Here is a 12,110-nt window from a genome sequence, read left to right as displayed (position 1 = left end):
CATCCACACCTATTGAATGAACCGTTATATAGCGGTACGTTGGACGACGTATTGATCGCTGCCCGGCTAGATGCGGGAAACGGCTATCGAGCTGGGAGAAGCAAGCGGTCATCCGTCGAACGACAGAGGAAGTTCCGATGTACCCAAGCACCCGCCAGCCCGGACGGACGCGACGTGTGCTGGCACGCGGCGCCGCGGCGTCGCTGCTGGCCCTGATGCCGATCACCGCCGTCGCCGTGCCCGCACTGGCCGACCCGATCGTGCTCGAGCCCGCCGAGGACCTCGACGCGGTGCACGGCCGCCCGGGCCACGGCCACGGTCGGCACGGCCACGACAGCTGGAACCGGGGCCGCCATGACGACTGGTTCCGGGGCCGCCACAACGACTGGGACCGTGGACGTCACGACGACTGGTTCCGGGGCCGCCACCGCCACGACGACTGGGACCACGGCCGGCCGGGCTGGCACGGCTACCGGCCGCCCACGGGAAGCGGATTCTGAGCTCGTCCCACCGGTCCGGAGCGGGCCGAACGTTTGCGGCTCGCTCCGGTCTCCGGACCGCCTACCGCGCGGCGGCGGTGCTGCGGCGACCGCGCAGCGACGGGAGGCGTCGCGGCCTGCGCACCTCCGGCGCGTCCGTTGTGACGGATGGGTCCTGTACCCGGGTGTGCCCCGCCTCGATCCACACCGTGTCGTCCAGCGCGCCGTGGCGTGATCGTTCGGCGCCGCGCACGGCCGCCTCACAGCGCCGCGCCAGTTCACGCCGGTCCGAACCGGGCTGTTGCACCGGTTCGAGCACCACCTCGGCGATCATCCCGCGTGACCGCAGCACCCGTCGCGCGGACGAGGCGAAGGTGTCCACGCCGACGAACCCGGGCACCGTGCACGGCACGCCGTGCCGGTCCAGATAACGCAACCGCACCGGCTGCACCGCGGCGCCGGTGTCCACCGCCGCCTGGAACAGCGCTGGACGCATGGTGCCGTAGGCGCGGCCACACCATGTGGTGCCCTCCGGGAAGATGCCGATCCGCTCACCCGCGGCCAGCCGCGCGCCCACCGCGGTCACCACGCCGGGCAATTCCCGCAGGCGTTCCCGCTCGATCGGGACGACCCGCATCAGCTTCGCGAGCTTGCCGATCAGCGGCCAGTCCAGCATGTCCGCGCGGGCCACGAAGCCGAGCGGCTGCACCGAGGCCAGCGCGACGATGTCGGTCCAGCCGATGTGCCCGGTGACCACCAGCACGCCGCGGTCGGGCACACCATAACGAACCGGCGCGAGCGCGGCGCCGCCCTCATCGGCGACGCCCTGCTCGTCCGCGGCCGCCCGGTTGTCGACGATGCGCAATCGCATGCCGAGGCAGCCGAGCAACAGGCGCGCGTAGCCCCGCTGCATCCGTTCGCGCCGGCCGCGCGGCGTCATCACGTGCGCGACCGGATAGCTGAGCAGTAGTCCGGCGACCCCGGCCAGCCGGGCGGCCACCCGCTCCGTGCCGGCCTTGTCGATCGAATCCAGGCAACCGGGACCGCAGGGGCTGGAGGGCATCCACGCGTGCGCGGTGGACACGGCAGGTGGCGCGTCGAAGACCACGGTCCTCACCGTCCCCCGTCGAAGGTGGCCGCGGCCTCCCGTAACCGGTTGAGGTAGCGGGTGTTGATGGTGTCCAGACCGAGCAGGACGACGAAATCGGCGACCGCGAAATCGGGGTCGTGCGCGGGCTCGCCGCAGACCTCCGCGCCCAGCCGTAAGTAACCGCGCACCAGCGGCGGAAGCTTCGGGCGCGACGGCGGGGTGAGGCCATCGAGGGTCTTGCCGTCGACGATCACCGGGTTGTACGGACGTACCCGGCGCTCCGGGTCGGAGGCGTGGCGGCCGAGGAGCATGTCGCGCACGCCGCGCACGTTCACACCGGGCGGGTCGGCCGGGGTGTCCCGCATCGGCACCGACACGCAGCCCATCACCCATTCGTAGCCGGTGAGCTGGATGTAGTGCAGGATGCCCGCCCACATGAGGGTGAGCACCGAGCCGTTGCGGTGGTCGGGCACCACACAGGCGCGGCCCATCTCCACGATCCGCATGCCCTCCGGATCCAGTTGGGCCAGATCGAATTCCGTCGCCGTGTAGTATCCGCCCGCGGCGGCGACCTTGTCCGGCGGCAGCATTCGGTAGCAGCCGACGAACTCGCCACTGGCGTCGTCCCGCACCAACATGTGGTCGCAGTGCTCGTCGAAACGGTCGGCGTCGAGTCCGGTTCCGTTGTCCGGGATCTGGAAACCCGGCTCGTTGGCGAACACGCCGTAACGCAGCCGCTGCGCGGCGACCCGGTGCTCGAGGTCGGAGGAGACCACCAGCGAGTAGCGCGACCGTTCCTCCCCGGAGCCCGACGGTCCAGCCGGGGCGGTCAACACGGACGAAATAGTCATATCCATGATGAAGCCAGCCCGACAATGCGCCTCAGCAACCTCGAAGTGTCGCGTCGATGCCGGTTCGGTGAACGAGACGGCAGTCACACCAACCGTTCACCGAACGGTTCCACCGCGTTCGTCCATCCGCTTCACAACCGCATCCGGCCCGGCTCGCAGATCAACACACCTCAGGCAACGTAGCGTTCCGGAGCGCCTACCGTCGTCACCGGTGCCTCCTCCTCGTCGAAGCCGGGGCGTCCGGTGCCGACGAACGCGACCAACCACGAGGCGACCGCGGCGAAGCGGTTGCGGAAGCCGACCAAGTACAGCAGGTGCACGGCGAGCCACATCAACCAGGCGATCACACCGCGGAAGGTAATGTGCTCGTTGAGTTTCACTACCGCGCTGAACCGGCTGATCACCGCCATGCTGCCCTTGTCCCAGTACTTGAAGGGGGCGCCGGCCTGCTTCTTGCGGCGGATGATGTCGGCGGCGTGCCTGCCCTCCTGCATGGCCACCGGCGACTGCCCGGGATAGCCGTTGAGCGAGGTCATGTCGCCGATGGCATAGATGTCGGCGTAACCGCCGACGGTGAGATCCGGATTGATCAGCAAGCGGCCCGCCCGGTCGGTTTCCACGCCGGTGGCCTCGGCCAGAATCTTCGCGAATCCGCCCGCCTGCACACCCGCCGACCAGACCACGGTCTCCGCCGCGATGCTGTGCTCCACCCCGTCCTTGCCTTTGACGGTGACCTTGCCGCGCTCGATATCGGTGACGAACGTGCCGAGCAGCACGTCGACGCCGCTGCGGGTCAACGACTTCTTCGCGTATTCCGACAGACCGCCGCCGAACGGTGGAAGCACCTCGCCGGCGCCCTCGACGAGGGTGACCGAAATCTCCTGCCGGTAGTGCCGTTTCGCCAGTTCCTTCAGCTGACCGGCCACTTCGACGCCGGTCGCGCCCGCCCCGACCACGACGAAGCTCAGCAGCCTGCGCCTGGCCTGCTCATCGGCTTTCGCGGCTTCGGCGAAGACGCGTTCGATCTGCCCGCGCAGCCGCCGCGCGTCGTCGATGGTCTTGAGCGAGAAGGTCTTCTCGGCGAAATCGTCCCGGCCGAAGTAGGACTGGCTCGCGCCGGTCGCGGCGATCAACGAGCCGTAGCGGATCCGGTGCCGCATGCCCTCGTTGTTCTCGTAGGTGACGATGGCCTGGTCGGGGTCGATGGCGACCACCGTGCCGAGGCGCACATCGGCCTCGGGGTGGCGGCGCAGGACGCCCGCGATGGGCGGCGCGATCTCGTCCGATGTGAGCACACCGGTCGCTACCTGGTACAACAGCGGTTGGAACAAGTGCTCGGGCGTGCTGGAGATCAGCACGAAGTCCACCCCCGACTTGGCCAGTTGCTTGGCGGCGGCGAGCCCGCCGAACCCCGATCCGACAATGACGACACCCGCGGTTTCGATTCCCGCATCCACGTACTGCATGACAGCCTCCTTCTCTCATTACGAACCGTGATCCAGAGGGCAGATATTTCAGGTGTCAGGGCGCATAATTTAGATGACTCTTATCTGGATCCCTAATTAATTGGAGGCGCTGTGGAACTTCGGCAGCTCACCTACTTCGTCGCGGTGTGCGAGGAGCTGAGCTTCAGCGGCGCCGCCGCGCGGTGCTTCATCTCACAGTCGGCGATCAGTCATCAGATCTCGCGGCTCGAGCGCGATCTCGGCGTGCAACTGTTCGAACGCTCGACCCGCTCGGTCGTGCCCACCGACGCCACCGCTCGGCTACTTCCCCTGGCGAAACAAATGCTGAGCCTGGAGTCGGCGATTCGCGCGGCGGTGCGCACGGTGGGGCCGCGGATCCGGTTGGCCGCGAACATGTCCTTCGCCACCCGCTCGCTGTCGGCCATCGCGGGCGCGCGCGCCACGCACTCGGAAGCCGAAATCGAATTCGTGATCAAGCCGTTCCGCCAGCGCATCGCCGCGGTCACGGACGGGGACTGCGATCTCGCGCTGATCCGCGGCAGCGTCGATCAGCCGGGGCTGGTGGTGGAGCAGCTCTGGGTCGAGGATTTGGTGATCGCCACCTCCAGCGCGCATCCACTGGCGACCCAAGACGTGGTGACCCTGGTGGATCTGAGCTCATATCCGCTGCTGCTGCCGCCGGAACAGGAACAAGTCCTGCTGCACACCGTGATTCGCAGCGCGTTCGCCGAGCTGCCCAGCGGTCCGACCTTCGGGCCGCCGATCCCGCCGGACCACACCGCGACGATGGAGTTGATCAACCGGCCCGACGCGTGGACGGTGCTCTATGCCGAGAGCACCACCGAGGGACTGGTGGTGCTGCCGCTGGCCGAACACAAACTGCGCATACCGGTTTCGGCGGTGCTGCGCGCCGACGCCAAGCGTTCAGCGATCCTGACCACCCTGCTGTCCGCGCTGCACCGGTGCTGAGATAGCCGCCGGAACCATGAGGCGGGGATCACACAGCACCGCGTCGACCTCGATGCGTACGGCCTCAGCTGGTGCCGAAGACCGTACGCATCTCGCCGCGCGGATCAGACGCCCAGTTCCGTTGCGGCCAGCGCCGTTCCCTCGATGCGCGCCCGGATCTTGGCGAACGCGGTTTCGCGCGAGGTGGAGGTGTCGTCGGCGAACGGCGCGAAACCACAGTCGTCGCAGGTGCCCAACCGTTCGACGGGCAGGTAGCGGGCGGCCAGCAGTACCCGGTCGCGCACCTGCTCGGGAGTCTCGACGACCGGGTCGATCGGGTCGGTGACGCCGATGAACACGCGCGCATGGGCGGGCAAGTGCTCGGCGACCACGGCGAGCACCTTCTCCGGCTCCGGTTCGCTGGCCAACTGGAGGTGGAACGCGCCGACCCGCAACTGCAGCAACTTGGGCAGCAGCGCGGTGTAGTCCACGTCCAAGCTGTGCGTGGAGTCCTGATCGCCACCCGGGCAGGTGTGCACGCCGATCCTGGCGCGGTCCTGGTCCGAGAACCGGTCCAGCACAAGATTGTTGAGCTCGATGAACTGGTCGAGCACGCCGCCGCTCGGATCCAGTTTGAGCGAGAGCCGCCCCTCGGTGAAGTCGAGCTGCACCAGGTGCGCGCCCGCGTCCAGACAGGCACGAACGTCGGCCTCGGCCGCGTCGGCCAGATCGGCGAGGAACCGCTCGCGCGGATAGTCCTCGATGCCGTCGGCCGGGTACAGCAGACTCAGCGCTGATGGCGCGATGACCGCCTGCTTCACCGGCACGGTGGCGTGCCGCTCGGCCGCGCGCAAGTAATCCACCGCGTGCGCGGCGTAGCGGAACGGCCCCGAGGTCAGCCGGGGCAGCTGCCGCTGGTGGCCGTCGGCGAACGGGATGATCGCGCCGTCCGGAGCCAGATTGTCCAGCCCGGCGATCGGATAGGTGGCGAAGCTCGGCTTGGTCTGCTCACCGTCGGTGACGACGGGAGAGCCGAGTTCCTCCAGGCGGCGGATGGTCTCGGCGACCGCGCGCTGCTGGAGTTCGGCGAGCGCGGTGGCGTCGCCGGAATCATCGACCATGGCGGCCAGGAGGTCGTGCGGGCGAGGAATGCTACCGATCGGTTCTGTGGGGAGGCTCACACCGGCGAGTCTACGGACAGTCCCTGGCGTCCGACTCGAATTCGCCTGCGGCCGAGTTCCATTCGCATAGATCACGGACTTCCCGCTGTCCGGCTCGAGAACCAGCACAAATTCCGCACACACTGCTTCGAACGGACACAGGCACTCAGGCTGCACCGGCTGCCGATGCCATTACCTCCGTTGGCCTCTCGAACGCGAACGGCCCCGGACACGAAGTCCGGGGCCGTTCGACAGCGCTGAAAGGCTCAGCCCTTGTGCGTCTTGACCGCTTCGGTCAGCTGCGGCGCGACGTTGAACAGGTCGCCCACGATGCCGTAGTCGGCGATCTCGAAGATCGGCGCCTCTTCGTCCTTGTTGACCGCGACGATGGTCTTCGAGGTCTGCATGCCCGCGCGGTGCTGGATCGCGCCGGAGATGCCGAGGGCGATGTACAGCTGCGGCGAGACGGTCTTGCCGGTCTGGCCGACCTGGAACTGGCCCGGGTAGTAGCCCGAGTCGACGGCGGCGCGGGAAGCGCCGACGGCCGCGCCGAGCGAGTCGGCCAGCGCCTCGACCACCGCGAAGTTGTCTGCGGAACCGACACCGCGGCCACCGGAGACCACGATGCTCGCCTCGGTGAGCTCCGGACGGTCACCGGCCACGACCGGCTCGCGCGAGGTCACCTTCACGACGCCCTCTTCCTGCGCGGGCACCTCGACGGTGACCTTCTCGCCCGCACCGGCCTGCGCCGACGCCTCGACGGCGCCCGGGCGGATCGAGATCACCGGCACGTCGCCGGTGGCCTTGGCGTCGACGGTGAACGCGCCACCGAAGATGGAGTGCACCGCGCTGCCGTCCGGCTTCACCTCGATGACGTCGACCAGCAGGCCGGAGCCGATGCGGGCGGCCAGGCGACCCGACACCTCCTTGCCTTCGGCGGTGGCGGCGACGATGACCGCGGCCGGGGAGGCCGACTCGGTCAGGCCGGCCAGCACGTCCACCTTCGGGGTCACCAGGTAGTTCTCCACATCGTCGGACTCGGCGATGTAGATCTTCTCCGCGCCCGCGGCGGCCAGCGCGTCGGCCAGCTTCTCACCGGCGCCCGCCGTGCCGAGCACGACGGCCGCGGGCTCGCCCAGGGTGCGCGCCGCGGTGAGCAGTTCGGTGCTGACCTTCTTGATCGCACCGTCGGCGTGCTCGACGAGCACAAGTACTTCTGCCATTTGTGTTCTCTCCTAAGAAGTCTCAGTCCTGGAGGGCGGGACGAGCGAGGCTCGCGAAGCGGCTCGTTCCGCCCGACCGGGTGCGGGTGTCCCGCAGCAGCACTGCCGAGATCAGATGATCTTCTGGCCGATCAGGTACTGGGCGATCTTGGTGCCGCCGTCGCCCTCGTCCGCGATCTTCTCGCCCGCGGTGCGCGGAGGCTTCGGGGTAGCCGCGGTGACGGCGGTGCCCGCGTTCGCGACACCGACGGTCGACGGGTCGACGCCCAGATCGGCCAGCGTGAAGGTCTGCACTTCCTTCTTCTTCGCGGCCATGATGCCCTTGAAGGACGGGAAGCGCGGCTCGTTGATCTTCTCGTTGACGCTCACGATGGCAGGAAGCGTCGCCTCCAGCTTGAACACGCCCTCGTCGGTCTCGCGCTCGCCGGTGATCTTGTCACCGTCGACGGTCAGCTTGCGCAGGTGCGTCAGCTGCGGCAGGCCCAGGTACTCGGCGATGATCGCGGGGACGGCGCCGGCGCGGCCGTCGGTCGCCTCGTTGCCCGCGATGACCAGCTCGACACCCTCGACCTGACCGAGCGCACTCGCCAGCACCCATGCGGTCTGCACGGCATCGGAGCCGTGGATGGCCGGGTCATTGATGTGGATGGCCTTGTCGGCGCCCATGGACAGCGCCTTGCGGATGGCCTCGGTGGCGCGGTCCGGACCGGCGGCCAGCACGGTGACCTCGCCGCCCTGGGCCTCCTTGATCAGCAGCGCCTCTTCGACGGCGCGCTCGTTGATCTCGTCCAGCACGGCGTCGGCGGCCTCGCGATCGAGGGTGAAGTCACCGTCGGTCAGCTTGCGCTCGGACCAGGTGTCGGGAACCTGCTTGATGAGTACGACGATGTTCGGCATCGGTCTTCGTCGACCTCCTGTTCTGGTTACACGTTTGTGGTGGTCGCACGAGCTGGGCCGTACGTCCGTGTGAGTGGCTCAGGCCGTGACATTACCTTACGTTAAGTTACCCGTGGGTAACTTAGTGGCTTCTCTCTCACTGCCCAGCCCCGGGGGATAAAGTGCGCCGGCTCGGAGGACCCCGTCACGGCGAAACCCGCGCGACGAATCCGACCGGGTGCGGATGTCCCGCGCCGATACCGTGCCAGTAACGTCGGAGTGATGAGCGAGGCTGTGATCCCTGCCGCGGTGGGCGACCCCACGGGCGCTGCCGCGGACCCCGAGACGAGCGTCGGCGCCGTCGAACCGCTGCCGCTGACCGGCGAGCGCACCGTCCCCGGCATCGCCGAGGAGAACTACTGGTTCCGCAGGCACGAGATCGCCTACGCTCGCCTGCTGGACCGCTGCGCCGGAAAGACCGTGCTGGAGGCCGGTTCGGGGGAAGGCTACGGCGCCGACATGATCGCCGACGTGGCCACCAAGGTGATCGGAGTGGACTACGACACCACCGCCGTCGAGCACGTGCGCGCACGCTACCCGCGCGTGGAGATGATCCAGGGCAACCTCGCCGCGCTGCCGCTGGAGGACGCCACGGTCGACGTCGTGGTGAATTTCCAAGTGATCGAACATCTTTGGGACCAGTCCCAGTTCCTGCGGGAGTGCCTACGCGTGTTGCGCCCCGGCGGTGAGCTGCTGATCAGCACGCCCAACCGGATCACCTTCTCCCCCGGCCGCGACACCCCGCTCAACCCGTTCCACACCCGGGAACTGAACGCCGCCGAGCTGACCGAGCTGCTGGTCGACGCGGGTTTCGAGGTGGCGCGGATGATCGGCGTGCACCACGGGCCCGGCTTGCGGGCGCTGGACGCGAAGCACGGCGGGTCGTTCATCGACGCGCAGATCGAACGGGCGCTGGCCGGCGAGCCCTGGCCCGACGACCTGACCGCGGACGTCGCGAGCGTCACGGTCGACGACTTCGTGCTGGTCGCCGAGGACATCGACGCGAGCCTGGATCTGGTCGCCATCGCGGTGAAGCCTTGACCGATCGCAGTGCCGTGCCCGGCGGGCACTCCGCAAGTCCGGTGCCGGGCCAGTTCACCTTGGTCCTGCACTCCCACCTTCCCTGGCTGGCCAACCACGGTCGCTGGCCGGTCGGCGAGGAATGGCTCTACCAATCCTGGGCCGCGTCCTATCTGCCCGTCGTCGAGGTTCTGAGAACCCTTGCTGCCGAAGGTCGTTCGCATCTGCTGAGCCTGGGCATCACACCGGTGCTCGCGGCCCAGCTGGACGACGCGCACTGCCTGGCGGGCATGCATCACTGGCTGGGCAACTGGCAGCTGCGCGCGGATGAGGCCGCCATGGCGGGCAACCTCGCGCTCGGCAGGCACGAGCACCATCTGGCCGCCGCGGCACTGGCCGAATTCGAGCAGCGCTGGCGGCACGGCGCGGCGCCGGTCTGGCGCGAACTCGTCGACGCCGAGACCATCGAGCTGCTCGGCGGACCGCTGGCGCACCCGTTCCAGCCGCTCCTGGATCCGCGGCTGCGGCAGTTCCAGCTCACCGAGGGCCTCGCCGACGCGCGGCGGCGCTGGGGCCATACGCCCACCGGGATCTGGGCACCGGAGTGCGGCTACACCCCCGGCATGGAGGTCGGCTACGCCGCCGCGGGTGTGACACATTTCATGGTCGACGGACCGGCGCTGCGCGGCGACACGACGCTCGGCCGGCCGGTGCACGATTCCGACGTGATTGCCTTCGGCCGCGATCTGCAGGTGAGTTACCGGGTGTGGTCGCCGAAATCGGGCTATCCGGGGCACGCCGCCTACCGTGACTTTCATCACTATGACCACGCGACGGGTCTCAAGCCCGCCCGCGTCACCGGCAAAACCGTCGCCGGGCCGGACAAGGCGCCCTACGACCCGGAACTGGCCGCCGCGGCGGTCGCACGCGACGTGGACGATTTCGTTCAGACCGTGCGCGAGCGGTTGATCGCCGAGTCCGCGCGGATCGGGCGGCCCGCGCTGGTCGTCGCCGCGTTCGACACCGAACTGTTCGGCCACTGGTGGCACGAGGGCCCGCAATGGCTGGCCCGGGTGCTGCGCGCGCTGCCGGAGGCGGGCGTCACCGTTGGCACGCTCGCCGACGCCCGCGACCGCGGCTACCTGGGCGAACCGGTGCCGCTGGCCGACTCGTCCTGGGGTTCGGGCAAGGACTGGCGAGTGTGGGCTGGCGAGCAGGTGCGCGACCTGGTCGAACTCAACGACGACATCGTGCGGCTCACGCTGGACACCGTCGACAAGATGCGCGCGACCCAGGGCGGCGCGCCGGGCTTGCGCGATCAGGTTGCCGATCAACTGCTGCGCGAGGCGATCCTGACCGTGTCGAGCGACTGGGCGTTCATGGTCAGCAAGGATTCCGCGGCGGGCTACGCGCGCGACCGCGCGCACCGGCACGCGCACGCGGTGCGGGAAATCGCCGCGGCCGTCGGGGCGGGCCAAGTCGCCAAAGCACGGCAGTTGGCGGCAGGATGGGGGGCGGCTGACGGACTCTTCCCCGCCGTGGACGCGCGACGACTGACCTCCGCGGGGTCCGTACCCGGCACCACCGGGGCAGCATCCGCCACCACGCCGGGAACGGGCCGCGCCACCGCGGACCAGAGCCCCGACCCAGCGGAACCGGGCTTCGCCGCAGAAGGACGTGCATGAAGATTTTGATGGTGTCGTGGGAGTACCCGCCGGTCGTGGTCGGCGGGCTCGGCAGACACGTGCATCACCTCGCTGTCGAACTGGCCCGCGCCGGCCACGAGGTGGTCGTCCTGTCCCGGCGCCCCTCCGGCACCGACTCCTCGACCCATCCCACGCACTCGTTCATCGCCGAAGGCGTGCTTGTGGTCGCCGTCGCCGAAGACCCGCCGGTGTTCGACTTCGGCCAGGACATGCTCGCGTGGACGCTGGCCATGGGCCACGCGATGGTGCGCGCAGGCGTCGCCCTCGGCAAGCCCGGCATCGGCGACGGCTGGACGCCCGACGTGGTGCACGCGCACGACTGGCTGGTCGCCCACCCCGGCATCGCGCTGGCCGAGTACTACGACGTGCCGCTGGTGTCGACCATTCACGCCACCGAGGCCGGACGGCACAGCGGCTGGGTCGCGGGCAAGGTCAACAAGCAGGTGCATTCGGTCGAATGGTGGCTGGCCAACGAATCCGACGCACTGATCACCTGCTCGACGTCCATGCAGGACGAGGTCGAGCGGCTCTACGGTCCGGAACGGATCCCGATGACGGTGATCCGCAACGGAATCGACGTGGGCGCCTGGACCTTCCGTCCGCGCTCGCCGCGCAGCGGTCCGCCACGGCTGCTGTACGTGGGCAGGCTGGAGTACGAGAAGGGTGTGCAGGACGCGATCGCGGCGCTGCCGCGCATCCGCCGCGCCCATCCCGGCACCACGCTCACCATCGCCGGTGTCGGCACCCAGTTCGAGTGGCTGCGCGAACGCGCCCGAGTGCACCGGGTCGCCCGCGCGGTGAACTTCGCCGGACAACTCGACCACGAGGAACTGCTCGGCTGGCTGCACGGGGCGGACGCGATCGTGCTGCCGAGCCGGTATGAACCCTTCGGCATCGTCGCTTTGGAGGCGGCCGCGGCGGGCACGCCGTTGGTCACTTCGACAGCGGGTGGGCTGGGCGAAGCCGTGATCGACGGCGTCACCGGCGCCTCCTTCGCTCCCGCGGACGTCGACGGCCTGGTCGAGGCGGTCCGCGCCACCCTCGACGACCCGGCCGCCGCGCAACACCGCGCCTACGCCGCCCGGGAACGGCTCACGGCCGATTTCGCGTGGGACGTGGTGGCCGCGGAGACCGCCCAGGTGTATCACTCGGCGAAGCGTCGAGTGCGCAATCCACTGGGCCGCCCGACCATCGTCGAACGCCCGCTGCCGGAACGCGATCCGGAATAAGA

11 protein-coding genes are annotated in these 12,110 nt (G+C 69.1%); 5 read left to right on the top strand and 6 right to left on the bottom strand.

The features are described 5' to 3' along the window. The first annotated feature begins 137 nt into the window (after positions 1-137). Complete coding sequence (locus ACWPXK_RS10880; RefSeq protein WP_454195939.1) at positions 138-500, top strand: hypothetical protein; 363 nt, start codon at positions 138-140, stop codon at positions 498-500. Positions 501-561: 61 nt separating this feature from the next. On the opposite strand, the gene ACWPXK_RS10875 is transcribed toward ACWPXK_RS10880, so the two are convergent. The 3 genes from ACWPXK_RS10875 to ACWPXK_RS10865 all read right to left on the bottom strand — a co-directional run bounded on the left by ACWPXK_RS10875 (position 562) and on the right by ACWPXK_RS10865 (position 3,886). Continuing rightward, entirely contained in the window at positions 562-1,596 is a 1,035-nt protein-coding gene (locus ACWPXK_RS10875; protein ID WP_454195938.1) for a lysophospholipid acyltransferase family protein, read from the bottom strand. Next, positions 1,593-2,420 (bottom strand): GNAT family N-acetyltransferase, encoded by an 828-nt coding sequence (locus ACWPXK_RS10870; RefSeq protein ID WP_454195937.1) that lies wholly within the window; start codon positions 2,418-2,420, stop codon positions 1,593-1,595. The genes ACWPXK_RS10875 and ACWPXK_RS10870 overlap by 4 nt, the downstream gene beginning before the upstream one ends. Before the next feature lie 170 nt (positions 2,421-2,590). Next, positions 2,591-3,886: an NAD(P)/FAD-dependent oxidoreductase gene (locus ACWPXK_RS10865; protein WP_454195936.1), complete on the bottom strand. Its 1,296-nt coding sequence runs from the start codon at positions 3,884-3,886 to the stop codon at positions 2,591-2,593. A gap of 111 nt (positions 3,887-3,997) precedes the next feature. Between ACWPXK_RS10865 and ACWPXK_RS10860 the strand changes: the two genes are divergently transcribed. Then, complete coding sequence (locus tag ACWPXK_RS10860) at positions 3,998-4,855, top strand: LysR family transcriptional regulator (RefSeq protein WP_454195935.1); 858 nt, start codon at positions 3,998-4,000, stop codon at positions 4,853-4,855. 104 nt (positions 4,856-4,959) lie between these two features. Here the strand turns inward: ACWPXK_RS10860 and ACWPXK_RS10855 are convergent, their stop codons facing one another. The 3 genes from ACWPXK_RS10855 to ACWPXK_RS10845 form a co-directional block, all read right to left on the bottom strand. After that, positions 4,960-6,015 carry a cobalamin-independent methionine synthase II family protein gene (locus tag ACWPXK_RS10855; RefSeq protein ID WP_454195934.1) on the bottom strand — a complete coding sequence of 352 codons (1,056 nt, stop codon included), beginning with the start codon at positions 6,013-6,015 and terminating at the stop codon, positions 4,960-4,962. A gap of 245 nt (positions 6,016-6,260) precedes the next feature. Continuing rightward, on the bottom strand, positions 6,261-7,217 hold the full coding sequence (locus ACWPXK_RS10850) for an electron transfer flavoprotein subunit alpha/FixB family protein (RefSeq protein WP_454195933.1): 957 nt from the start codon (positions 7,215-7,217) through the stop codon (positions 6,261-6,263). 111 nt (positions 7,218-7,328) lie between these two features. Then, positions 7,329-8,114: an electron transfer flavoprotein subunit beta/FixA family protein gene (locus ACWPXK_RS10845; protein WP_454195932.1), complete on the bottom strand. Its 786-nt coding sequence runs from the start codon at positions 8,112-8,114 to the stop codon at positions 7,329-7,331. A gap of 261 nt (positions 8,115-8,375) precedes the next feature. Between ACWPXK_RS10845 and ACWPXK_RS10840 the strand changes: the two genes are divergently transcribed. The 3 genes from ACWPXK_RS10840 to ACWPXK_RS10830 are packed head-to-tail and all read left to right on the top strand — an operon-like array spanning position 8,376 to position 12,108. Further along, positions 8,376-9,194, top strand: coding sequence for a class I SAM-dependent methyltransferase (locus ACWPXK_RS10840; protein ID WP_454195931.1), 819 nt, complete (start codon positions 8,376-8,378; stop codon positions 9,192-9,194). Further along, positions 9,191-10,858, top strand: a complete 1,668-nt coding sequence (locus ACWPXK_RS10835; protein ID WP_454195930.1) for a 1,4-alpha-glucan branching protein domain-containing protein — start codon at positions 9,191-9,193, stop codon at positions 10,856-10,858. The genes ACWPXK_RS10840 and ACWPXK_RS10835 overlap by 4 nt, the downstream gene beginning before the upstream one ends. Continuing rightward, positions 10,855-12,108, top strand: coding sequence for a glycosyltransferase family 4 protein (locus ACWPXK_RS10830; protein WP_454195929.1), 1,254 nt, complete (start codon positions 10,855-10,857; stop codon positions 12,106-12,108). The genes ACWPXK_RS10835 and ACWPXK_RS10830 overlap by 4 nt, the downstream gene beginning before the upstream one ends. Positions 12,109-12,110: the final 2 nt, after the last annotated feature.

This window comes from Nocardia sp. Marseille-Q1738 (assembly GCF_965283145.1).
Note: the sequence above shows the minus strand (reverse complement) of the source record. Positions and strands in the feature narration are given on the sequence as shown.